The following is a 24,415-nucleotide window of genomic DNA, read 5'->3' as shown; positions in this document are numbered from 1 at the left end:
CGCTTCTTCATGACTGAGAGCCGCCATCACCGCCCGGTTGTCCTTAGGCAGCCGGGTTCTTTCGGGTGACTGCTGATCGGAAAGGGTGATTTTAAGCCGAGGTTGTATACGAAGAAGGCAATGCACTTAAGCTATTTTAACGACTATTACCGAACTTTGCGTTCCGGGATTAACTTACACTGTTAATTCCTGCTTTGTATGCACTGGACTCAGTTGACACCTCGTTTATGGAGCCTGTTGGTCGGTATGTGGCTGGCGGTTGCCTGCACAGCCCCCGAAGATCAACGCCCTGATGGATTGATCGAGGAGGCTAAAATGGCCAATATTTTAACGGAAGTACACCTGGCCGAAGCCCGGATCAGCCGGCTGGGGCTAAGTTCGATCGATTCATCGAACATAGCCTATAAACATTTGGAGACGCAGATCTTTAAGAAATTTGGTGTAGACACGGCGTCGTATCGTAAGAGCTATATCTTTTATTCGTCGCATCCGAAGATGATGGAAACCATTTATAAGCAGGTGACCGAAAAGCTGTCGAGTAAAACCGAACCGAAAAAGACACCCCACACATGAGTATTGGGATTATCGGAGCGGGCATCTCAGGGCTGACCCTGGCCTATGAGTTACAGAAACGGGGCGTCGACTATCAGCTTTGGGAAGCCGCCGACAAGGCGGGCGGCTATATTCAGTCGCGATCGGAGGAAGCGGGCGACAACGGCGGGCGTTATCTGCGCGAGTTAGGCCCTAATTCGCTGCTGGGCAACGCCGATTTGCTACTCTGGCTCGATGAACTTGGCCTTACCCGCGAATTACTGTTCAGTAATCTGGTCAGCAAAGACCGGTATGTTTTCCGAAACGGGCATTATCGGAAACTCCCGTCGGGACCACCTTCGCTAGTCTTCGGTAATTTTTTTAGCTGGAAGACGAAACTGGCGATCCTGCGTGAACGGAACAACCAGACCCAGTCGCCGGCGGGGGAGACCCTGGCGCAGTTTTTCCGTCGTCGGTTCTCGGCTGAGCTGGTCGAGTATGCCTTATCTCCTTTTGTTGCCGGCGTTTACGCGGGCGACCCCGAAGAACTGCTGGTCGCTGAAACGTTTCCAGTACTGCTGCAGTACGAGAAAGAATATGGTTCGGTGCTGCGCGGATTGATTAAAAACCAATCGGCAACGGGTCGGCGGCAGTCGTTTAGCTTTCGCGGAGGAATGCAGGCGCTACCAAACGCCTTAGCTGCCAAGCTAACTCACCTCTCTCTGAAAGAACCCGTACGGACTATTCTCAGAACCAGCACGGGCTGGCACGTAGAAAGCCGAACCACAACGGCGAACGTCGATCAACTGGTGCTGGCTACTTCCACCGATGTGGCGGCTCAATTGATTGGTCCACACTACCCAAACTGGGCCGATGCGTTGAAGCAGGTTGTTTATCCGCCCATGGCAGCGGTTCATTCGGCTTATAAACGAGCCGATGTACGGCATCCTCTTAACGGATTTGGTAGCCTGAATCCGAAAGTGGAGGGACGTTTTGCGCTCGGGCATATCTGGAGCAGTTCGGTCTTCGACGGACGCTGTCCGGAGGATGAGGTTTTGCTGACAACCTTCGTAGGCGGCACGACCAGTCCACAGAATGCCCGGTTACCCGATGAAGTGGTGTTTCAACGGGTACATCAGGAACTCGCCGATAGTTTTGGCATTACGGCCCGGGAGCCTGTCTATCGTGCCATTCAGCGTTGGGAGCGCGCTATTCCGCAGTATGATGCCCGCATCATGGCGATCAACCAGCCGATACAGGAAGCTGAAACAGATGACTTATACGTATGCGCTAACTGGCACGGCGGTTTGTCGCTTTCCGACTGTATCCGTAAAGGCCGGAAGTTGGCCGAAATTTTAGCGGAGAAATCAGCGATTAACAATTTTTAATGATTCTTTTGTGTAAAAATCAGGGGTTTATAAGTTATATCAAGTAACTCCTCTACTAATTCTGTATGTCTGTGAAAGAGCGCTTAGTCGTTATTCCCACTTATAATGAAATCGAGAATATCGAAGCCATTGTTCGGAAGGTGTTCAGCCTGCCCGAATCATTTGATATTCTTATCGTCGACGATGGTTCTCCCGACGGAACCGCTCAGCGCGTCCGTATGCTACAGGAGGAATTTAATGCAGCTCCCGACGCTTCGTTGCGCGGGGCCACTGCCTCGCCGACGCGTGCGCGGCTGAATCTGCTGGAACGGCGCGGTAAATTAGGATTAGGAACTGCTTACATCGATGGCTTCAAGTGGGCACTTTCCCGGGGATACCAGTATTTGTTCGAAATGGATGCCGACTTCTCCCATAACCCGGAGGATCTGGTGAAATTATACCATGCCTGCGCCGATGAAGGACCCGACCGGGCCGACCTGGCCGTAGGTTCGCGTTATATTCGGGGGGTAAACGTGGTTAACTGGCCTATCGGCCGGGTGCTGCTGTCGTACTTTGCCGGAGTTTACGTTCGGTTCATCACCGGTATGTCGGTTATGGACCCCACGGCCGGGTTTGTCTGTTATCGGGCTGAAGTGCTGGAAGTGATCCTGCATAACCCAATCAAATTTGTCGGCTACGCTTTTCAGATCGAAATGAAATTTACGTGCTGGAAGTACGGCTTCCGGATTCGCGAAGTACCGATTATTTTCACCGACCGTACGAAGGGCGTTTCGAAAATGTCGTCCAAGATTTTTAAGGAAGCCGTTTTTGGGGTGCTCCAGATGAAAATCAGTAGTTTTTTCCGGCATTATATTCCACGACGGCCCGTCTCTGAGCCAACCAAGGAAGCCATAACGACAGCTTAAGCAGGCTGAACAGCGCGGTTATTTTACCGCCTTATCTTTCACCTCGGTGCGCCGGGCATGGCTTACCTCGCGTACCATGGTCATCAGTCGTTTCCAGCACCGGCCTATAGTCTGTTTGTCCTCTGGTTTCTGAACGGCCGTACCAGACGATGTGTTAGGCGAATCCGACTTTGTTGCTGTATTCCGGGCTAGTACGGGACTGCTGGATCTGGCGGGCTGTATAACTTCGGCGCTGGGCTTTGCGGTAGTCGTCTGAACTTTGCCCTGCCCTGGTCTGGCGGGCGCTGTTGTTATAGATAAGCAGCTGATTACCAGTGATAGCGCTAGGTAGCGCGTCGCGTCGAGGGACCGAAATGTTCTCATAGTTTAGGTTAAGCGCTGGACGTTGTTAGTGCGCAGGTAGTTTGCAAAAAGAACCGCTTGCCCGAACATAACGTCCATCAGTATTTATTACTTATACAAGTGTACTAAAATATTTTTCAAATAGATTACAATTCATTATTTATATTATTCAAAAAATAGTGTTTAAGGAATAATATAAGGTTTTCTTCGTTTTAATGAGGTTTACTCGTTTAGGGCAGTGAGTAACTACCCACCGCGCCTGGTAAAAAGCGCTGATTTACATACCTTCCTTTTATTTCTGCAGAATAACGCCCAGCGGAAACTGTTATCTTTGCGGTATCGTTCGTAAAAGACTATGTTTGAGAATCTTCAGGATAAGCTGAATAAGGCCATTAAGACCCTCAAAGGGCAGGGCCGCATTACCGAAATCAATGTGGCGTCGACCATTAAGGAAGTACGCCGTGCGCTTACCGACGCCGACGTAAACTATAAAGTCGCCAAGGATATTACCGATCGAATTCGGGATAAGGCGCTTGATCGAAAAGTGCTTATTTCGGTCGAGCCTGGCCAACTGTTCGTGAAGATCGTACAGGAAGAGCTGACGGAGCTGATGGGGGGCGAGGCTCAGGGCATCAACATCAAAGGTGATCCGGCTATTATATTGATCGCTGGGTTGCAGGGATCAGGTAAAACGACGTTTTCGGGTAAACTGGCGTCTTATCTGAAAAAGCAGGGGCGTACTGTACTACTCGTTGCGGCTGACATTTATCGCCCGGCGGCCATCGATCAGTTGAAAGTGTTGGGTGAGCAGGTCGGTGTCGATGTGTACGCTGAACCGGAAAATAAAAACGCCGTTCAGATTGCCCAGAACGCCATTACGCAGGCTCGTAAAACCGGTAAACGCATCGTGATCGTGGATACGGCAGGCCGTCTGGCCGTCGATGAAGCCATGATGCAGGAAATCGAAGCGGTTAAACGAGCTATTGCGCCATCCGAGACCTTATTCGTGGTCGATTCCATGACGGGTCAGGATGCGGTCAACACCGCTAAAACCTTCAACGATCGCCTGGATTTCGATGGCGTCGTACTGACCAAACTCGACGGCGATGCGCGGGGCGGAGCGGCTCTTTCCATTAAAACCGTTGTCAACAAACCCATCAAGTTTATCAGCACGGGCGAGAAAATGGAAGCGCTCGATGTGTTTTATCCCGACCGTATGGCCAGCCGGATTCTGGGCATGGGCGACGTCATCTCGCTGGTAGAACGAGCGCAGCAGGCTTTCGACGAAGACGAAGCGAAGCGGATTAACGCTAAAATGCGTAAAAATCAGTTCGACTTCGATGATTTTCTGTCGCAGCTGCAGCAGATCAAGAAAATGGGTAATGTCAAAGACCTGCTGGGTATGATACCCGGAATGGGCAAGATGATCAAAGATCTGGACATCGACAACGACTCCTTTAAACCCATCGAAGCCATCATCAGCTCTATGACGCCGAAAGAACGCCAGCGTCCCGACATCATCGATGGCAGCCGAAAAAAGCGTATTGCAGCCGGTAGTGGCACAAACATTCAGCAGGTGAACAACCTGCTGAAACAGTTCGACGAAATGCGTAAGATGATGAAGAAGATGAATACCATGCAGGCTTCCGGGAAGCTGAACAAAATGATGCGGTAAGCCGCTAAGTTATAGTCGAAGGGGTTCGGTTAATCTGGTTTGCAACATGCGTAACCAGACTATCCGAACCCCTTCAGTCATTTATAACTTAAGGTAGTACTGCCGCCGAGCGGGCTCGAAGCGCTCGATCGCATAGCGGAGTGTGGTACGGGGCATCTGTTGGATATGATCGTGCAAAAATTCTTCCAGTGCGTCCGGACTGCGCTTGCCGACTTCGCGCAGCATCCAGCCAATCGCTTTATGGATCAGATCGTGTTGGTGGGGTAGCAACTGCTCCGCCAGGGCAAATGTGTCGCTAAACTGTCCCACCCGAATAAGCGTGAATGTAGAGACAATAGCCATACGCTGACTCCATAAATGGTCTTCCTGAACCAGATCGTAGAGGATAGACCGGTCGCCCCGGACTATATGACGGCCCAGAATATGCGGACTGGTAACGTCTACCAGATCCCAGTTGTTGATGTACTGTCGATTGGCCAGGTATCGCTTCAATATCGCTTCCTGCTGACCAGGGCCTGCTTTGCGGGTCTGATAAACCCAGATTAGTAAGCCTGTCATACGGCACTCGTGGTATGCGTCCTGTACCAACAGTTCGACTTCATCCGGAGGAAGCCCCCGGTATTGTTTCGCAACCAAGTGTTGCTGAGGCATGGTAAGCCCTAAAAACTGATCACCTTCGCCATACTGGCCCGGTGCGGTTTTGAAAAAGCGGGCCAGTAGCTTCGCTCGTTCGGGCTGCGCCAACGCAAGGATAGTATTTCTAACGGTGGGGTAGGCAGGCTCCATGGTGCGTATTAATAAAAAGGCAGAGATTCGGTTGAATCTCTGCCTGAACAATCGTGAAGTCGATCTTTACTTAATCGTTCAGTTTAGAGCGAACGAACTCCTGTTCGGATAATAGCGGTATTGTGTAGAGCATCGTTTTGTTGCGCTCAAACGTAGGCCGGTCAAGATCGGCCGCCAGATACTGACCCTTGACGAAGGTATCGACGATACGTTTGATAAGGTCTGCATCGCTCGGGCGCTCTTCCTCATCCAGAACCAGTACGTCGGAATTTGGCTCTTCAAATGGAAACTCACGAACGTTCGTTCCCGATGATATATCCGGCCGGATGATGGTGCTGCCGCTGGTGTTGGTGTTCGTCGTTTTGTCGTCGTTCTTAAGGCTTACCACGGGATCTGGGTCTACCTGATCGCCGTCGCTGTCGACCAGTACCAGTTCGTCCTCGGGCTCTTCCTTCGTTTCAGCCTGTGGAAGTTCGGGTATATCCAGCTTCTCATCGACAATGACCACGTTCTCCACGTCTCTATTGACCGGACTCTTGAGCTGATCCATCAGCGTAGTCGTCCCGTCGAAACCAGCCGCGATAATCGTCACCCGCAGGCTTTCGTTAAGCGTATCATCGGTGATGGCCCCGAATTTGAACATACGGGCTTCAGCCTGAATTTTCTTCGCGACGTGCTCCGAAATAGCCATTTGTTCTTTCAGGCGCATCGCGTGGGCCTTACTCGACGAGATCGTGAGCAGGATTCGTTTAGCTCCGCGAATATCGTGATCGTTTAGCAATGGCGAGTTCAGGGCCGCTTCGATAGCGCGTAGGGCCCGGTCTTCGCCGGCAGCTTCTGCCGACCCCATCACCGACTGGCCGGCGTCTTCAAGAACTTTCTTTACGTCGGCAAAGTCAGCGTTGATGTCACCCTGTGTGGTAATAATTTCGGCAATGCTTTTTACCGCGTTGGCCAGAACATCATCGGCGTGCGCATAGGCTTCCGTCCAGGTCAGTTCGCTATACAGTTCCGCCAGTTTATCGTTCAGCACGACCAGCACTGTATCGCAACTTTTTTTGAGCTTTTCGATACCTTCCCGGGCCTGTTCTTTCTTGTCTGTTCCTTCGTACCAGTAGGGGGCCGTCACGACGGCCACCGTTAGCAGGCCCATTTCGCGGGCAACCTCCGCAACTACTGGTGCGGCTCCTGTACCTGTACCGCCACCCATACCCGCCGTAATGAAAACCATTTTGGTTGGTGGAGCCAGCAGATGTCGAATTTCGTCGATACTGCTGCGAGCTGCGTCTTCGCCTGCTTTCGCTTCCGTACCAGCGCCTAAGCCATCCCCCAGTTGTAACTTGGTTTCGACGGGGTTGCTCATTAGTGCCTGGCGGTCTGTGTTACACACGGCGAAACTCACATCCTGCATTTTCAGTTCGTGCATGTGCTTGACGGCATTGCCGCCCATGCCACCCACGCCGACAACCTTAATTATCATTGGGTTCTCGTCTGGAATTTCGAATCTATAGCCCTTACCATTCATCGCGTCGTGTCGGTATGTGATGTCTATTTGTTGTACAAAAACTGGATAACTATAAGGAACCCGGCTCAGCACCGGGCTTTCTAATCGCTAATATGGATCGGTTTCGTTGCCACGAATTGGCTGGGTCAATTTCCGCAACCAACGCATAACGGTGCTTTCTTCAGGCTCTTTGTCGATTTTTTCCGCCGGCTTTTTCTCCGGGGCTTTGTCCCGGCTACCGACAGGTGGATGGGTGTAAGCCGGACGGGGGGGCGGATTGACGGGCGGATACTCCTCGTTATACACGGCCCGGTTAGGGTCGCTGATAAAAGAAATTCGATTGTCGATCGTTTTGTAGCCTGCCCAAACCAGGCCGACCGCCGTAGCATAAGCCGGATCGCCAACCAGGTCGGCCCGACCATTGGGTTCGAGGTGTTCGGGGAAACCAACCCGCACTTCTTCGACACCAGTAACGCGCCCAAAAATGTGCTCGACTCCCGGAATAAGCGCCGATCCGCCCGTCAGAACAAGACCACCGAGTAATTTGCCGTCATAGCCTGACCGGATAATCTCGGCCTGAACCAGAGCCGCAATTTCACGCAGCCGGTCTTCGATGATAACGGCTACGTTTTTCAGCAGCACATCCTTCGGCTTGCGATTGCTAAGACCAGGCACGGCCACTACCTCGTTGAGGTTATATTCAGCCGGGTTTGCGCTCCCGAATTTTTTCTTGAGCTGTTCGGCCTGATTCGGTAAAATTTTACAACCCGCCTGAATATCCGAGGTTAGGCTATTGCCCGCCCACGGGAAGACAGCGACGTGGCGAAGGACATTCCGGTAATAAATGGCTACTTCGGTGGTTCCTCCGCCAATGTCGACCAGGGCGACACCCGCGTATTTTTCTTCGTCGGTCAGTACGGCAAGTCCCGATGCCAGCGCCGACAACATCATCGTATCCTGAGCCAGGTTATTCCGCGTAATACATTTGCGAATGTTTCGAGCGGCATTGGCCTGTGCGGTAATCAGCTGAAAGTCGGCACCGAGCTTCACGCCATTCCGACCGACAGGCTGGTTGACATTTGTCTCCGTGTCTACCATAAAATCCATGGGCAGAACGTGGATGATCTCTTTGTCAGCCGGAATGGAGGTGCGGTACATATCGTTCAGCAGATGATCGATGTCTTCAGTCTGAATCTCATCGCCCGACGACGACCGGGTAATGCTTCCGCTCGACTTTACCGATGTAACATGCGAACCGCTGAAACTGACATTGACCAGATGAATGTTCAGGTTCGATTGGTTCGAAGCTTCCATAACAGCCCGCCGAATAGCATTGACTGTATTGTTCACGTTCACGACAGAGCCTTTGGCCACTCCATCCGCCAGCGACGTTTCGCCCACACCCAGAACTTCGAGGGTTTCCTGCTCTTTGTTGTTACGAATCAACCGACCGGCTACGGCACATACTTTGGTGCTGCCAATGTCCAGACCTACTACAATTTTCTCATCCATGCCCATTGTTGTCATTCGCAAACTAGTTGATTTCGGTATTGAACGTTGATCCGGCTATAACGATCCCATCCTTTGGCCGGTAAAACGTCCGTATAAACTAATTTCAATTTCCTGAACTTCGCACTCAGTTCCGTGGGCGGACCAAATTCGATTCGGTGGTTACCCACCTGTGGCCACATCGTCACTTCCCCTTTTTCGTCCACCGCTATCTCGACAATCTGGGCTCTCCAGAACGGATCGTCGTGAATTTGGCGCAGTAAATCCAGCAGTGGCTGGTTTCGAGCGCTCCCCAACGAGCGATTTTGTTTAAAATAATCGCCGGTCAAAATCGGGACCCGCGCTGAGTAATTCATCGAGACCGGAAAAAACCGGCCCTCTTCGCTGACGTACTGACCGGCCACGGGTCGCGTGTCTTCGCCAGCAGCCATTAGGCGGGCCAGCGGTCGGGGCTGCTCAATCACGACGAGCAAATCCCCCGATAAGTCACGCGATACCTGGCAATTTTTTACCAGGCCATGTTGGAGCAAACGTTTTTCCAGCCGTTGAAAATCGACATCTTTATAATCTTTTCCAATAATTGGGTCGGCTCCGCCATTCGTCAAATACCCCATCACATCCCGGCGCGTCAAAAACGGATGGCCATCGACCTGATCCAGCCGAACGATCACCGTCTGAACGTGCTTTTTGGCCTGCCTGATTTCCGTAAAGGCGATCAGGCCAAAGAGGCTAAAAAGGCCGCCTAAGGTGAGCAACCATTTTTTGGATGATTTAAAGGTAATTAACATTTGTAAATTAGCTAGGGTGTTTTTTATATATTTTTATTTATTGGTACATAAGCGTGTTTTTTAGGGTTGGAAGAAGCTGGTCAATGTCTCCCGCCCCAATGGTGACAAGCAGAGAAGGCTTCATTTTTTGCACAACGTCGGGTAATTCGGCTTTGGTGCATTTTTGTTTGGTTTTCGAGTGTATGCCCCGAAAGATCAATTCTGAGCTTACTCCTTCCATAGGCAGTTCACGCGCCGGGTATATATCGAGCAACAGCACGTGGTCGGCGATGGACAGGCTTTTGGCAAATCCTTCGGCAAAATCGCGGGTGCGGCTGAACAGATGTGGCTGAAATACAGCCGTTAGCTCGCGGTCGGGGTATAGCGCCTTCACAGAAGACAAAAAGGCTTCTACCTCGGCCGGATGATGCGCATAATCGTCGATCAGAATAGCTGAATCAGTTTTAAGAATATATTCGAACCGCCGACGAACGCCCAGGTAACTGTTAAGTGCTGCACGGACAGCTTCCGGTGATACACCTACCTGCAGGGCAACAGCCCCAGCAGCTACTGCATTCTCGACATTATGGAAACCCGGCACCAGCAACTGAATCGCTTCGATGATACCTGCTGGATAAACCAGATCGAACGTAAATGTTCCCTGTTCGATTCGTACATGCTGGCTGTAATAATCACCTTCCGTCAAGGAATACAGCCGAACGTAGGCTTTTGTTTTATCGGCAAGGGTCAACCCTTTTTTCATAAAAAGTACACCGTCCGGCTCAATCTGGCTGACAAACAGGCCAAATGACTCAAGCACAGCCTCGTGGGCTCCGTAAATATCGAGGTGATCGGCGTCGGTTGAGGTGACGATGGCGTACTTCGGAAACAGGGTCAGAAACGAGCGGTCGAACTCGTCGGCTTCTACCACACACACCACCGACCGAAGATCTTCGGTCGGTTGGTTAAGCAAAAAATTGGTGCCGTAGTTATTGGTGATACCTCCCAGAAAAGCCGCGCAGTTGATCCCCGCATGACGCAGAATATGGGCTACCATCGAGGAGGTAGTGGTTTTGCCGTGCGTACCGGCCACCCCCACGGTAGTCATCTGACCGGCCAGTAAACCCAGCACCTGCGACCGTTTCTGAAGCGTAAAGCCCTGTTCGGTAAAATAAATATATTCGGCGTGGGTTTTAGGAACGGCCGGCGTATAAATCACCAGGGTTTCGGCCGGATTTGCCCGGAACGAAGTGGGTATCTGGTCGACATCTTCTGTAAAATGAATCGTCATTCCTTCCGATTGCAGGACTTCGGTCAGGGTGGTCGCCGTTTTATCGTAGCCAGCAACCGGGTAGCCGTTCACCTGAAACCAGCGGGCCAGCGCGCTCATACCGATACCACCGATACCGAGAAAATAAATGTATTTGAACTGATCTAAACGCATTTGGTAAAGCAGGAGAAAGAAAGTTCTGGCTTACAGTCTCTGATGCTATTTTGTTAAATGAATGACTTCCTGTGCAATGTCATGAGCCGCCTGGGGCTTCGCAAATTGTTTAATGGCAGCACGTAGCTGCTTTTGTTCTGCCGGGTTGTCGAGCAAATCCAGGGCCACGGTGACCAGCTCTTCCCGAGCCGTCCGGTCATTGACCAGTAAGGCGGCCTTCCGCTCCACCAGACTCATCGCGTTTTTAGTCTGATGATCTTCGGCAGCCGCTGGAAAAGGGACCAGCACAGCGGGCCGGCCCACCAGACATAACTCCGAAACCGATAGGGCTCCCGCCCGCGATACGACCACATCCGCTACCGCGTAAGCTTTGTCCATATCGTAAATGAAATCGTATGCTTTAATCAACGGTGAACCGACGACAGCTACGGCCTCGCGAGCCCGCTCGATAAAGGCCGGCCCTGTTTGCCAGATTACCTGAACCCCCGCATCGACAAAACGCTTGAGCCCCGCTTCTATACTCTCGTTAATGGTTCGTGCTCCCTGACTACCGCCAATAATCAATAAAGTCGGCCGGGTAGCTTCGAGCCCAAACAGAGCCTGGCCCGGCGCTACCTGCTGGTCGGCAAACTGAATGTCGCTACGAACGGGGTTGCCCGTTACTTTTATCTTGTCGGCCGGAAAAAAAGCATCCATGTTGGGGTAAGCTACACAAATACGTTTTGCCCAGCGGGCCAGTATTTTATTGGTCAGCCCGGCATACGAATTCTGTTCCTGAATCAGAGTTGGAATTCCTTTGAGCGAAGCCGCCAGCAGCAAAGGCCCACTGGCGTAACCACCTACCCCTACAGCTGCGTCGGGTTGAAAATCGCGGACGATCTGCCGTGCCCGCAGTAGACTTCGGCCTAGTTTGAGCGGAAATCCCAGATTTGCCAGCGTCAGTTCCCGTTTGATGCCAACGACGGGTAGCCCTACAATGGTGTAGCCTGCCCGAGGGACTTTCTCCATCTCCATCTTGCCTTCAGCGCCTACAAAAAGAATCTCTGTAGCCGGATTTATACGTTTCAGTTCGTTGGCAATGGCAATGGCCGGGTAAATATGACCGCCAGTTCCGCCCCCGCTGATGATAATTTTCATACTGAATCAAAGTTTGTGGTGGGTGGTTTGCCATTCGAGCCCGACGAACGACAAGCCACAAACTTAAATCTTACTCTCGTCGGCTTCTTCTCTGCTGACACTCAGAACAATGCCAATCGCCAGACCGGTGAATATCAGCGACGTTCCGCCCATACTTAGCAACGGCAACGGCTGACCCGTAACGGGAGCCAGACCAATGGCTACACAAATACTGGCAAAAGCCTGAAAGACAATGCTAAAGGTTAAGCCGGCTGACAACAACCCGCCGAACGGACGAGTTGCTTTCTGGAGCGTTTTCATGCCTCGCCACAAAAACCAGATGTAAGCCAGAACGATCGGAATACCTCCCAGCAACAGGCCATATTCTTCTACAATGATGGCATAAATAAAGTCGGAGAAGGGATTGGGAAGCGTATTGCGCTGATGACTGTTGCCCGGCCCCTGGCCGGTTAAGCCGCCGTTGGCAAGAGCGATATAAGATTGTTCGACCTGATAAACGATCGTGTCGGAGTTCATAAAACTTTTCATCCGGTTGCTGGCCGTTCCGAAACGCTGACCCGCCAGTAAGGCAATACCGCCGAACAGAACGCAGACCCCGATCATGTACCCCAGATACCGCACCGGCACCCGACCGATATACATCAGCAGAAAGCAGGTGGCACCGAGCAACAGCGCGGTCGAGGTATTGGACAGGATAATCAGCGAGCAGATAACACCGATCCAGAGAATCAGGTTAAACAATACGCTGGGATCGCTCATGAAGCGCTGCCGCTTTGCCAGCATAGCCGCCAGATTCGAGATGAGCGCAAGTTTCGCCAAATCGGACGGCTGAAAGGTTTGGTTGATGATCGGAATGGTAACCCAGCGCGATGCATCATTCAGGTTAGTTCCTTTAAAAAAGGCCCACAGCAGCAGCGGTACCGACAGCCATAAGCCATATTTCGATAAACGGGCGTAATAGACGTAGTTGATTTTGTGGGCAAAATAGGTGCAGGCCAACCCAATCAGCAGCAGCGAGCCATGCTTCAGCAAGAATACCTCGGTATTGCCGTCGAGTTCTCGAAAAGCTTTGGTGCCCGTTGCACTGTAAACGACCAGTACACTCATGATGGACAGATAAAGGACAATCCACCAGATCTGGCGATCACCTTTCAGATGCGTACGAATCCATTCGCGGAGAGCCATGTTTTCTGAATGTGTGATGTAGACTATAAAATGCAGGTGAGCCACTTAGGCGTATATCCCACAGTCTATGACTTACATTAATTTTTGTACGGCGGCTTTGAACTGGTTGCCCCGGTCTTCGTAATTTTTAAATAAATCGAAACTTGCGCAAGCAGGCGATAACAGCACGACATCGCCGGGTTGACCCCATTCGAGCCCTTTTGCTACAGCTTCGGTAACTTGCTGGGTTTCATATATAGTCGAAATGATATTGCCGAAGTAATCTACTAATTTGTGATTATCTACCCCAAGGCAAATTAGCGCTTTTACTTTCTGGCGCACTACTTCGTCGAGTTGGCTATAATCATTGCCTTTATCGAGGCCTCCTGCGATCCAGATCGTTGGGGCTTCCATACTCGATAAAGCGTAAAAAACAGAATCGACGTTGGTTGCCTTCGAATCGTTGATAAACTGAACCCCCTGAATCGTTCCTGCCGGTTCCAGGCGGTGGGCGGCATTCTGAAATGTGTTCAGCCCGGCCGCAATAGCTTCATTCGAGAGCCCGACCGACTGACTCACCAGTATAGCGGCCAGCATATTGATTGCGTTGTGTGGTCCGCGCAGGGGCGTTTCGGCCTGTGAAATCGTAAAAGTGCGGTCTTCAGTAGTGGTGATCAGGTTTCCATTAGCCCAATAACCGCCTTCAGCCATTTGTGTTTGCAAAGAAATAGGCAATTGATGGACGGCTGGATTCTGTTTGGCGAGTTCGGCAACGATGGGGGCACTTTCGGCGAAGTAAATAAACTCGTCGCCGGGCCTGGCATTTTGTAAGATTCGGAACTTAGAATCGACGTAATTCTGGAAACTGTAGTTGTAGCGATCGAGATGGTCGGGAGTAATGTTGAGCAGCACCATAACATCGAGGTGCGTGGCGTACATGTCATCCAACTGAAAACTGCTCAACTCCAGCACGTAATAATCGTACGTATCGGCAATAACCTGTTTGGCAAAGCTGTCGCCGATATTACCCGCCAAGCCGACATTCAGACCGGCGGTTTTAAGCAAGTGATAGGTTAATAGGGTAGTAGTGGTTTTGCCATTACTACCCGTGATCCCGATGAGTTTGGCTTTGGTATACCGGGCCGCAAATTCAATTTCAGAAATAATCGGTGTTCCCTGCGCGCGCAGCTTCTGAACCAGCGGAACCGTTGCCGGAATGCCGGGGCTCTTGATAACTTCCGATGCGTCGAGGATCTGATCTTCTGTATGTTGGCCTTCTTCAAAGGGAATGCCCGCCGTTTGGAGAACAGTGCGGTAACTTTCTTTCAGAGCACTTTTATCGGACAAAAAAACGACAAAGCCTTTGGCCTGCGCCAGCAACGCAGCGCCGACACCACTTTCGCCCCCGCCCAGAACAACAACTTTATTAACTGCCATAGCGAATGTATACTATTGGCAAAATAACGCATAAATAAAGAAGCCCCGACTATGGGTCGGGGCTTTTCAGGTATTTTTCTAGCGAATGCTTATTCTTTGGAGGCCATCGAATTGGATAAGCGCGTCCGGTTAGCCACTTTCACGATCAGGAAAACCACCCAGGCAATAATTAAAAACTGAATCACCGTATTGATGAAGTTGCCGTATCGAATGGCCACTTCCGGAGCTGTGCCAACGGCTTCTTTCAGCACCACTTTCAACTCGCTAAAATCGACGCCCCCCAAGATCAAACCCAGAACAGGATTGATAATGTCTTCGACTAAGGAGGTGGTGATTTTGCCGAAGGCAGCGCCAATAATAACACCGACTGCCAGATCGAGCACATTGCCCTGGGCAATAAATGTACGAAACTCGCTTAACATAGGCTTTTAGGTTAAAAAGGGTTGATAATCTACTACCGTACAAGTGAGGTCAAAACCGGGTGTCTGATGGTTTTGCGGGCTCTTTTTTTGTGCGGAAGTTACTAAGATTATATACTAAACCAATAGCCAGTGTTTGCTGGATCTGTAAATCTGAACTAAAATCTTTGTTATAAAGCGCGATCAGGCCAAAGGTCGTGCTCAGATACCGGCTGATTTTGGCCGTCATCAATAAATCAAGACGATGGTTGATATTATTCAAATGGGTATATTCGGTAAATAACTGATAGCGAGCGTTTAAACTTATATTCTCAGTCAGGTTGCGGTTGATGACCGTTTGCAGTTGGAAAGCCAACCATTCGGTTCGGAAGCTTTTGCCTGGCGTTACACCGTAAACTGTAGCATTAGGGTCAGGAGCATACAGCCCCGTTGTAGGATCGGCACTTACCCGAACGGTCTGATCTGACAGGAAAGTAAAGCGGGGGGCTATCGGACTCATGCGTAGGGCAAACCAGTCGTTAGGTTTGTAGGCTATACCAGCCGCGAAAGTCAGCTGAGCCGGAGTGAAAAAATTAGATACGCGCAACCGCGACTGATCGGCCGGGAGTTTGTCGTATCTATAGCCGGGCGCAAAGAACGTATTGAATGTTGTCGAAAAGAACACATCCCATTTAGGGGCAATCTTATGGCCCAGCACAGAAATGAGAATAAGCTGATCGGCTGCTTTACGGGTATTACCTAACTGGGTCACGTAACCCAACTGAAGGTCGGCTGTGTTATCCCAGGAGATTTTACCTTTTTCGTATAATGCCCGGGCGGCTACGGCAGCGCCAATGGCCACTGAATTGACCCCGCCCCCGGACCAGTTGCTAAACGAAGCCTGGTTGAAATTGACCCCCCCACTAAACGACTTCTGCCAATAAGAGGTGTCTGGTTTTACGGCTACGGTATCCTTGAAGTTGGTCGTTGTACGGGTTGAGTCCTGAGCCAATGTAAGCGCATTTAGTAGACAAAAGCTACTCAGGAGCGCACAGGTAATGTATGTTTTCATAAGTTGAAAAGTTACGGTCGATGGTAGAATGAATCGGGGTAAAACTAGTAGTCCGTCAAAAGACCTGTACTTTTTTCGTTTGAAGGGTTTGTAGCGGAATAACCGTGGTCGTCTCACCCGTGCGGAGCGTCAGCGATAAGGTGTCGATCCGTATGATCTCACCTTTTACGTCCTCTACCTCGATTGTCTGGCCTTCTTTATACTTGTTCTTTGTGTAGAAAGAAGACAGGATGTTGGCCATTACATCGCGGGATGCGAACCCGTAGCCAACGGCAAAGGCGAAAATGACTCCACCGATGATCAGGTTAAAACTCGATTCGAGGAGTTCGGTATTGATGCCGGCCTGCCCCAGAGCGCTGATGATGGTAATGATCAGAAAGAAAACAAATACGATCATGCTCAGCAGCCGACCCGAGGAGATATTGAACGACTGACACAGGCTTAATACCGCGCCCCGTAAGGCATCGGCCAGCAGCACACCGACCTGCAGCATAATGGCCGCCACGATGAGCTTAGGGATAAAGTTCACCAATGACGAGACCATCTCGGTGATAGCGGCTACGCCCAGGGTTTCGGTAGCCGCCGTGATAAACATCAGCAGAATGTAATAGTAAAGTACTTTGGCAATAATTTCACTCAGCTTTATTTCGGTTTTGAGCTGTTTTATGATGCTGATTTCATTCAGCCGATTACCAATTTTGTCGAAACCTACCCGGCCTAAAACACGCTGAATGACATAGGCGACCAGCCGGGCAACGCCGATCCCGATCAGCAGGATAAGCACCGCTCCAAATAGCCGTGGGACAAATTCGACAAACTGATTGATAAGGTTTTGAAAGGTGTTACGGACTACTTCGGCCAGATTTGGAAGTTGTTTCATACGGGAAGGTGTAAATCGTCTGAGGTAAATTGACTGGGGTTCACCAGTGCCGAAACAAGGCCGAACAGGTCGCCAACGTAGAGTTCAACAACCGTAGCCGCGTTGCGGATGAGGTCGATTTCCGAAACCAGTTCCGTTTTCAGATGAGGAGGGCAAACGGCATCGGATTCGATTTCTTTAAAAGGATTCGAAGGTTCCATAGTTATTGGTTAATTAACGAAAAGGCCACCGAATAGCCAGAGCCGCTTTAGCCGCCAGCAGCAACCAGAACACCGCGCTTTCGAGGTAATGCTTGCGCAGTTTATCGCGTAACCGTTTGAGTCGCATCTTCACCGCGCTCTCGGTCAGGCCGTTTATAGCTGCAATATCCCGGATGCTGATGTCATCCTGATATTTCATCAACAGCATAGACTGTTCTTCAGGAGCCAGTTTATGCAGGGCTGATTCAAGTTGTTTAGCCTCCATTTCGGCCAGATCGGCCAGCCCATCGTCAGACTCGACTTCCAGACGCTCCCAGTTATCATCCATGTACACTTCCCGGCGCATATTATGCGACCGTAGCTGATCCGTACAGTAGTTGTATGTGATTGAGTAGAGCCAGGTGGAGAATTTAGCCTGCTCCCTGAAACTGCTCAGTTTGATAACCAGCTTCAAAAAAATATCATGCGTCAAGTCCTCAGCACGCACCGGGTCTTTGGTAAATGACAGGCATTTTCGGTATACTTTGTCGCAGTAGCGTTCATAAAGCCGCTCGAAATAGCTGTTACGCTGCGTTTCTACGTATAACCGAACTAACTCCTCATCCGAAAAATTATCCATTTTATAAAGTGGTGGGTATTTAGACTTGAATGCGGTATAAAAGTAACATTACAACTTTGCAGAAATTATTTTGAGCCAAATTGTTCATAACCAGGGCTATTTCTGCAATATTCATAGGTTTCTGCCAAAGTCAGATTAAAAACCCACTCAAATTTGTTATTCATTTGTTTCAGCATCCCCTTGAGCTGTTTTACTTATTGACCACGGATAACGAATATAGGGGAAAGCCTATACACGTAATATTTATGGACCTGTACAGTATTGACCTGCTAACTGGATTCTATCAGGAATAAAGTTAGGATCAGTAACTTATGCTGACGTTGTAACTATGCTCAACCTTGGGATTCTCATCATACAAAGCTCCTCCTTTTCCAATACAAGAATTGACATATAAAAATAAGAAAATGATATCTGTTTTTTTATAAAAGTGAAGTATCTGGCAGGATTTCAGCCAGTCGATTTCCTGGCTCTTTTTGAACGGTTGGTTTAGGGACCATAAAAAAAGCCCGACCTCATCAGGTCGGGCTTTTGTATAAACAAGCAGTGAGAATTAACCGATAGCTACGCGTTTGAACGCAGATACGGTCAGGCCTTTGCTGGTTTTATCTAACAACTGGGCAATCGTCAGCGAGCTATCTTTTACAAACTCCTGATTCAGCAGCGTATTTTCTTTGTAGAACTTATTCAGCTTGCCCAGAGCAATTTTTTCGAGCATGGCTTCGGGCTTACCTTCCTGACGAGCCTGCTCTTTACCGATCTCGATTTCACGCTGTACGATCGTTGCATCGACGCCGTCTTTATCCAGTGCAACTGGTTTCATAGCCGCAATCTGCATGGCAATGTCTCTACCGACTTCGGTCACATCGGAGCCGTTGGTATTTGTCAGTCCTACCAGTACACCCAGTTTACCATTCGAGTGAATGTAAGAAACAACTTTATCTGCCGAAACGGTTTCGAAAGAAGCAACATCGATTTTTTCACCGATTTTGCCCATCAGATCCGTAATATGGTCCTGGAGCGAACGACCATCAGCCTGTGGTGTAGCTAGTAAAGCAGCTTTGTCGGTGGCGTCTGTAGCAACGGCGGTACTGATTATAGCCATCGCCAGGTTCTGGAAGTCGGCAACTTTCGATACGGGCTCCGTTTCGCAGGCTAGGGCAATGACTTTACCCGCTTTACCATCCGGACTAACGTGCGCCAGCACAACACCTTCAGCCGTCGTATTGTCCGCCCGTTTGTCGGCTATTTTTTGGCCCTGCTTGCGCAGAATTTCTTTTGCTTTTTCAAAATCGCCATCGGCTTCGGTAAGGGCTTTTTTACAATCCATCATACCGGCTCCGGTCTCTTGCCGAAGTTTGTTTACGTCAGCAGCAGTGATTGCCATAATAAAAAGGGGTTGTTGATTTAAATAGCCAAAATTAATTTGGCCGGTAAAGATTTATCTATTCAAATGAATAGCCCATAGCGGCTGGCTACGGGCTATTCATACGTCTGCGGGTCTGGTCGGTAGTTTGCTGACGAGTCAATTAGGCTTGCGTCAGCCACCAACCCGTAATGGATTTATGCGTCCTGTTCGTCTTCAGCAACAGCGGCCGGAGCAGACTCAGCCACGGGCTGTTGTTCTCCTTCAGCACGAGCCTGAGCCAGATCTTCCGCCCGTTTCGCTTCTTCCTCTTCCTGAATCCGCTGATCGTCTTTATCCTGTTTGCGCTCCATCAGGCCTTCTTCAATGGCCTTGCCGATGGCAAGCGTAATCAGCGAAATCGACTTGTAAGCGTCATCATTGGCTGGAATAGCAAAATCGACAGCTTCAGGATTGGAGTTGGTGTCGCAGATTGCAAAGACGGGAATACCTAGCCGATGTGCTTCGGCAACGGCAATGTGTTCGCGCTTAACATCAACAACAAACAGGGCTGCCGGTAACCGGGTCAGGTCGGCAATACCGCCCAACACACGCTCCAGTTTTTCTTTGTCACGCGTACGGGTCAAACGCTCACGCTTGGCAATGCTCTTGACGGTCTCCTCGTCTTTCAGCATTTTGTCCAGCGTTTGCATTTTTTTCAGTGACTTACGAATCGTGGCGAAGTTTGTCAGCATACCACCCTGCCAGCGGTCGGTAACATACGGCATCTTCAGGCGACGGGCTTCTTCCGAAACAATTTCCTGAGCCTGCTTCTTAGTAGCGACAAACATTACTTTCCGGCCGGAGCGAACGATGCCTTTGATGGCGTTCGAGGCTTCTTCCAGAGCGGCAACGGTTTTGTTGAGGTCAATAATATGGATGCCGTTCTTCTCCATGAAGATATACGGAGCCATCCGGGGGTCCCACTTACGCGTAAGGTGACCAAAATGTACACCAGCGTCGAGGAGTTCTTTATATTCGATTTGTGCCATTTTTAAAATGAACAAGATAAAATGAGTAATGAAACAGGTATGCAGCACCCCGCATCGGCATCATCTAAGCGCGGTCTGGACAAAAAAGAGCACAGGGATCGGGGCAAAGGGCGGAGGGAAATGACCCTATACCCCAGGCGCCATACCCAATGCCAATTAACGTTTCGAGAACTGGAACCGACGACGCGCCTTCCGACGACCGTATTTCTTCCGTTCTACCATCCGTGAATCACGCGTCAGGAAACCCTCTTTTTTGAGAGCCGGACGAAACTCAGCGTTCAGTTCAACCAGCGCCCGAGCGATAGCCATGCGTGTAGCTTCGGCCTGACCCGCTACGCCACCACCACGTACGTTTACCCGTACGTCGTAACCCCCTACACCATTGACGGTGGAAAAAGGTTGGTTAAGAATGATTTGCAGTACTTCGGTCGGAAAATACTGTTTGTAATCTTTTCCGTTCACCGAGATGGCCCCGCTACCCGCCGACAAATAAATGCGGGAGATAGCTGTTTTACGGCGGCCAATGGTATTGATACGATCCATTATGACTTAAAATTTAACGGCTGTGGGTTGCTGAGCTTCGTGTGGGTGCTGATCGCCAGCATAAACATACAGGTTGGTGTACAACCGCCGACCAAGCCGATTCTTCGGCAACATGCCTTTTACAGCGTGTTCGATAATGCGCTCGGGGTGCTTTTCCAGCAGCAACCGGGGCGATGCAAACCGTTGACCACCCGGATAACCGGTATGACGAACGTAAACTTTGTCGGTCATCTTGTCACCTGTCAGGCGGACCTTCTCGGCATTGATGACGATCACGTTGTCTCCGCAATCGACGTGCGGAGTAAAGTTGGTTTTGTGTTTGCCACGAATCAGGCGTGCAATTTGGCTGGCCAGCCGACCGAGCACTTCACCCTGAGCGTCAACCACAACCCACTCCTTCTGCACCGTTTCTTTGTTGGCAGAGATTGTTTTGTAACTGAGCGTATTCACTTTATGGAGACTAATTGGTTGATTTCTAGTTGCTTGCCCACAAAAAGGCATTCCCGCTTCGAAACGGGAGTGCAAATATAGGTGGTATAGGCCTGAAAAACAAGGAGATTGCTGGAAATCGTATTAGCTATACCAGGTATGAAATCGACCTGGCTAATTTGTCCTGATTAAGAAATTCGTTCGTTTTGCCCATTGGTGCCTGCAAATTCTCTAAAATCACTTCGCTTATAAACGAGCGTTCTGCTTCGTTGGCTGCGCGTCAGAAGCATGAATTTGGGTCGAAAAGCGGCTTTTTCTTCATCATTTAACAATGTTCGTATGCTGCCATTTCTTGCCGAATCAGCTCCGTCGTCCGTTATTTGTTCGTCTGCTTCCTGTATCTGCTTATCCGTTGCTGTAATTTAGCAACTGAACTATAGCGCTAAAAATCAACTCTTTCCAAGGTGCAGGCATATTTTCCCGCACTATCGCAACTTCAGCGTGGCCAGTGCCAGAACGGCCAGAATAATCCCCACAATCCACAGGCGGGTTACAATCTTGGCCTCATGGTATCCTTTTTTCTGAAAATGGTGATGCAGGGGAGACATCAGGAAAATTCGTCGACCTTCGCCATACTTTCGCTTGGTGTATTTGAAATAGCTCACCTGCGTAATGACCGATACCAGTTCGGCCAGGAAAATACCACAAATAACCGGAATCATAAGCTCTTTCCGGATGGCCAGGAACAGTACCGCAATAACTCCGCCCAGCATCAGACTGCCGGTGTCGCCCATGAATACCTGTGCCGGATACGAATTGTACCAAAGAAACCCGACACAGGCCCCTACGAATGCCGCACAGAAAATTACCAGCTCACCGGCATTGGGAATGTACATGATGTTGAGATACTGCGAAAAAACCTTATTGCCTGACAGATAAGCCAGTACTCCCAGCGTCAGGCCAATGATGACCGACGTACCGGCTGCGAGCCCATCGATCCCATCGGTAATGTTGGCTCCATTCGAAACGGCCGTAATGATGAAAATACAGATCAGTACGTAAATGATCCAGGTATAACTATCGGGTAGCAAGCCGAACAGCAACGAACTGTAATCGAACTCATTGTTTTTAACGAATGGAACCGTTGTCAGGGTAGACTTGATGTCTGTGTAAACATCCGGAACGTTCGAAGTACTCAGCAGCCGGGGCGCGTACTTTCGAATTTTAACGTAATCATTAAAATACAACGTCAACCCCACGATTAGCCCCAGTCCCACCTGCCCGACCACTTTAAATTTACCCTGCAGGCCTTCCTTATTCTTCCGAAACACTTTTATGTAATCGTCCAGAAAGCCGATTAGACCCGTCCAGACGGTGGAGACCAGCGCCAGCACCACATATACATTGGAGAGTTTGGCAAACAGCAGCGCAGGAATCAGCAGGGAGGCCAGGATGATAAAACCACCCATCGTGGGTGTCCCCCGCTTTTGCATCTGACCTTCCAGACCCAGATCGCGGATGGTTTCGCCGATCTGCAGATTCCGGAGAATATCGATAATCCGCCGTCCGAAAATGGCCGCAATCAGTAAGGACGTGACTACGGCGCCGAGCGCCCGAAACGAAATATATTGGAAAACCCCTGCTCCGGGGAAATTATAGCGTTCGTCAAGAAATTGGAAGAGGTAATAAAGCATAAAACAAAATGAGTGAATGAGTGAGTGAGTAACTGAGCGAATAGCCGGTACCTGAGTTATTCACTCAATCACTCATTCACTCATTCATGATTGATTGTCAAAGTTATAGATTTCCGCGTTCCGTAAAAGCCTCCCGCAATACCAGGCGGTCATCGAAATCGTATTTAACTCCGTTGATTTCCTGGTACGTTTCATGACCTTTTCCGGCAACCAGAATAATGTCGTGCGGCTGAGCGAGCGATACTGCCTTCCGAATCGCTTCGTGCCTATCTTCAATAGTTTGGGTTTTCTTCACATCCACTGCCGGTACACCCGCCTGCATTTGCTCTAAAATAGCCAACGGATCTTCATTACGCGGATTGTCGGAAGTCAGAATCACCCGGTTGCTGAACTGACAGGCGATAGCGGCCATGATGGGACGTTTGGCGGCATCCCGGTTGCCTCCGCAGCCGACAACCGTTATAATCTGGGGCAGCCGTCCCTGTTCGTTGGTTTGCCGAAGGCCATTGATCGTTTCCAGTACATTTTGCAGGGCGTCGGGAGTGTGGGCATAATCGACGATACCCACAATTTTGTCGTCCGACATGACCTGCTCGAAACGACCGGGCGGGGGTGTAATGCCCGATAGTAAGGTCAGCACTTCGCCTGGGTCTTCGCCCAGTAAACTGGCGGCTCCGTAAACACTCAGAATATTGTACGCGTTGAAACGGCCAATGAGCTTGAACCAGACTTCCCGATCATCGACCAGCATGTGCAGGCCAAACAGGCTGTCGGCCAGTATTTTTCCTTTAAACGATGCCAGCGTTTTCAGTGAGTAGGTTTCTTTACGGGCGGCTGTATTCTGAAGCATAACCAGCCCCCGCTTATCGTCTGCGTTGGTCAGCGCGAAAGCCGAAGCTGGTAGCTGGTCGAAAAAACCTTTCTTTGCCCGGATGTAATTATCGAACGTACCGTGAAAATCGAGATGATCGTGGGTAATGTTTGTGAAAATGCCGCCCGTAAAAGTCAACCCCGCAATACGCTCCTGCACCACCGCGTGTGAGCTGACTTCCATAAACACGTGTGTGCAGCCATGCTGGAGCATTTTTGTCAGCAGTTGATTGGTGGTTATAACATCAGGGGTAGTATGCGTTGCCGGAATGACATCGTCGTCGATCTGGTTCTGAACCGTCGATAACAATCCGCACCGATAGCCTAACAGCCGAAACAGCCGAAACAGCAGGGTGGCTACGGAGGTTTTGCCGTTTGTCCCCGTTACACCGATCAGCTTAAGTTTCTGCGCGGGACGCTCGTAGAAGTTGGCCGCTACCAGCCCCATCGTTCGGGCGGAGTCCTGCACCCGAACGTAAGCCGTATCTGCGCTGATTTCGGCCGGAAGCTCTTCGCACAGAATAGCCACTGCTCCCTGCCGAATGGCCGTTTCAATAAACTGATGACCATCGGTAACGGTACCGCGCACGGCAATGAACAAACTACCCGGCCCTGCCTTGCGCGAGTCCATCGTCAGCCCCGTTATGTCGGTATTCATGTTGCCAGACGTTGCCAGCAGGGGAATTTTATAGAAGAGGTCTTTGAGCTGCATACAGAAAGAACGAAC

The 24,415-nt window shown here is 50.2% G+C and carries 24 protein-coding genes; 4 read left to right on the top strand and 20 right to left on the bottom strand.

From position 1 onward, the window contains the following. Positions 1–198: 198 nt before the first annotated feature. The 3 genes from ACYVC2_RS01395 to ACYVC2_RS01385 all read left to right on the top strand — a co-directional run bounded on the left by ACYVC2_RS01395 (position 199) and on the right by ACYVC2_RS01385 (position 2,824). Positions 199–573: a DUF4296 domain-containing protein gene (locus ACYVC2_RS01395; protein WP_461100482.1), complete on the top strand. Its 375-nt coding sequence runs from the start codon at positions 199–201 to the stop codon at positions 571–573. Then, entirely contained in the window at positions 570–1,919 is a 1,350-nt protein-coding gene (hemG, locus tag ACYVC2_RS01390) for a protoporphyrinogen oxidase (protein WP_461100480.1), read from the top strand. Before ACYVC2_RS01395 ends, hemG begins: the two co-directional genes overlap by 4 nt. A gap of 65 nt (positions 1,920–1,984) precedes the next feature. Then, positions 1,985–2,824 carry a polyprenol monophosphomannose synthase gene (locus tag ACYVC2_RS01385; RefSeq protein WP_461100479.1) on the top strand — a complete coding sequence of 280 codons (840 nt, stop codon included), beginning with the start codon at positions 1,985–1,987 and terminating at the stop codon, positions 2,822–2,824. Between the two features lie 18 nt (positions 2,825–2,842). On the opposite strand, the gene ACYVC2_RS01380 is transcribed toward ACYVC2_RS01385, so the two are convergent. Then, the gene (locus ACYVC2_RS01380) at positions 2,843–3,187 is read right to left on the bottom strand and encodes a hypothetical protein (RefSeq protein WP_461100478.1); all 345 of its coding nucleotides are present in this window, start codon (positions 3,185–3,187) and stop codon (positions 2,843–2,845) included. Between the two features lie 334 nt (positions 3,188–3,521). On the opposite strand from ACYVC2_RS01380, the gene ffh reads away from it, so the two are divergent. Then, entirely contained in the window at positions 3,522–4,841 is a 1,320-nt protein-coding gene (gene ffh / locus ACYVC2_RS01375; protein WP_461100477.1) for a signal recognition particle protein, read from the top strand. A gap of 81 nt (positions 4,842–4,922) precedes the next feature. On the opposite strand, the gene ACYVC2_RS01370 is transcribed toward ffh, so the two are convergent. From ACYVC2_RS01370 to ACYVC2_RS01280, 19 genes are all read right to left on the bottom strand, one after another. Then, positions 4,923–5,627 (bottom strand): DNA alkylation repair protein, encoded by a 705-nt coding sequence (locus ACYVC2_RS01370; RefSeq protein WP_461100476.1) that lies wholly within the window; start codon positions 5,625–5,627, stop codon positions 4,923–4,925. Between the two features lie 70 nt (positions 5,628–5,697). After that, complete coding sequence (gene ftsZ / locus ACYVC2_RS01365) at positions 5,698–7,152, bottom strand: cell division protein FtsZ (protein ID WP_461100475.1); 1,455 nt, start codon at positions 7,150–7,152, stop codon at positions 5,698–5,700. 87 nt (positions 7,153–7,239) lie between these two features. Then, positions 7,240–8,643, bottom strand: a complete 1,404-nt coding sequence (gene ftsA, locus ACYVC2_RS01360) for a cell division protein FtsA (protein WP_461100474.1) — start codon at positions 8,641–8,643, stop codon at positions 7,240–7,242. A gap of 11 nt (positions 8,644–8,654) precedes the next feature. Further along, on the bottom strand, positions 8,655–9,428 hold the full coding sequence (locus tag ACYVC2_RS01355; protein ID WP_461100473.1) for a cell division protein FtsQ/DivIB: 774 nt from the start codon (positions 9,426–9,428) through the stop codon (positions 8,655–8,657). Positions 9,429–9,465: 37 nt separating this feature from the next. Beyond that, the gene (gene murC, locus ACYVC2_RS01350) at positions 9,466–10,851 is read right to left on the bottom strand and encodes a UDP-N-acetylmuramate--L-alanine ligase (protein ID WP_461100472.1); all 1,386 of its coding nucleotides are present in this window, start codon (positions 10,849–10,851) and stop codon (positions 9,466–9,468) included. A 45-nt stretch (positions 10,852–10,896) separates the two neighbouring features. Then, positions 10,897–11,988: an undecaprenyldiphospho-muramoylpentapeptide beta-N-acetylglucosaminyltransferase gene (murG, locus tag ACYVC2_RS01345; RefSeq protein WP_461100471.1), complete on the bottom strand. Its 1,092-nt coding sequence runs from the start codon at positions 11,986–11,988 to the stop codon at positions 10,897–10,899. Between the two features lie 63 nt (positions 11,989–12,051). Then, positions 12,052–13,173: an FtsW/RodA/SpoVE family cell cycle protein gene (locus tag ACYVC2_RS01340; RefSeq protein WP_461100470.1), complete on the bottom strand. Its 1,122-nt coding sequence runs from the start codon at positions 13,171–13,173 to the stop codon at positions 12,052–12,054. A 72-nt stretch (positions 13,174–13,245) separates the two neighbouring features. Beyond that, a complete protein-coding gene (gene murD, locus ACYVC2_RS01335; protein ID WP_461100469.1) occupies positions 13,246–14,589 on the bottom strand; it encodes a UDP-N-acetylmuramoyl-L-alanine--D-glutamate ligase in 1,344 nt (447 codons plus the stop codon). An 89-nt stretch (positions 14,590–14,678) separates the two neighbouring features. Beyond that, complete coding sequence (gene mscL / locus ACYVC2_RS01330) at positions 14,679–15,011, bottom strand: large-conductance mechanosensitive channel protein MscL (RefSeq protein WP_461100468.1); 333 nt, start codon at positions 15,009–15,011, stop codon at positions 14,679–14,681. Between the two features lie 49 nt (positions 15,012–15,060). Further along, positions 15,061–16,059, bottom strand: coding sequence for a DUF3078 domain-containing protein (locus ACYVC2_RS01325; protein WP_461100467.1), 999 nt, complete (start codon positions 16,057–16,059; stop codon positions 15,061–15,063). 55 nt (positions 16,060–16,114) lie between these two features. After that, the gene (locus ACYVC2_RS01320; protein ID WP_461100466.1) at positions 16,115–16,939 is read right to left on the bottom strand and encodes a mechanosensitive ion channel family protein; all 825 of its coding nucleotides are present in this window, start codon (positions 16,937–16,939) and stop codon (positions 16,115–16,117) included. Beyond that, a complete protein-coding gene (locus ACYVC2_RS01315; RefSeq protein WP_461100465.1) occupies positions 16,936–17,139 on the bottom strand; it encodes a hypothetical protein in 204 nt (67 codons plus the stop codon). Before ACYVC2_RS01315 ends, ACYVC2_RS01320 begins: the two co-directional genes overlap by 4 nt. 13 nt (positions 17,140–17,152) lie before the next feature. Continuing rightward, a complete protein-coding gene (locus tag ACYVC2_RS01310) occupies positions 17,153–17,758 on the bottom strand; it encodes an RNA polymerase sigma factor (protein ID WP_461100464.1) in 606 nt (201 codons plus the stop codon). 550 nt (positions 17,759–18,308) lie between these two features. After that, on the bottom strand, positions 18,309–19,142 hold the full coding sequence (tsf, locus tag ACYVC2_RS01305; RefSeq protein ID WP_461100463.1) for a translation elongation factor Ts: 834 nt from the start codon (positions 19,140–19,142) through the stop codon (positions 18,309–18,311). A gap of 176 nt (positions 19,143–19,318) precedes the next feature. Then, entirely contained in the window at positions 19,319–20,152 is an 834-nt protein-coding gene (gene rpsB, locus ACYVC2_RS01300; protein ID WP_461100462.1) for a 30S ribosomal protein S2, read from the bottom strand. 156 nt (positions 20,153–20,308) lie between these two features. After that, a complete protein-coding gene (rpsI, locus tag ACYVC2_RS01295; RefSeq protein ID WP_461100461.1) occupies positions 20,309–20,695 on the bottom strand; it encodes a 30S ribosomal protein S9 in 387 nt (128 codons plus the stop codon). Between the two features lie 6 nt (positions 20,696–20,701). Then, complete coding sequence (rplM, locus tag ACYVC2_RS01290; RefSeq protein ID WP_461100460.1) at positions 20,702–21,145, bottom strand: 50S ribosomal protein L13; 444 nt, start codon at positions 21,143–21,145, stop codon at positions 20,702–20,704. Between the two features lie 464 nt (positions 21,146–21,609). After that, positions 21,610–22,818: a phospho-N-acetylmuramoyl-pentapeptide-transferase gene (gene mraY, locus ACYVC2_RS01285; protein WP_461100459.1), complete on the bottom strand. Its 1,209-nt coding sequence runs from the start codon at positions 22,816–22,818 to the stop codon at positions 21,610–21,612. 103 nt (positions 22,819–22,921) lie between these two features. Next, on the bottom strand, positions 22,922–24,400 hold the full coding sequence (locus ACYVC2_RS01280; protein ID WP_461100458.1) for a UDP-N-acetylmuramoyl-L-alanyl-D-glutamate--2,6-diaminopimelate ligase: 1,479 nt from the start codon (positions 24,398–24,400) through the stop codon (positions 22,922–22,924). Positions 24,401–24,415: the final 15 nt, after the last annotated feature.

It is taken from the genome of Spirosoma koreense (genome assembly GCF_054777875.1).
Note: the sequence above shows the minus strand (reverse complement) of the source record. Positions and strands in the feature narration are given on the sequence as shown.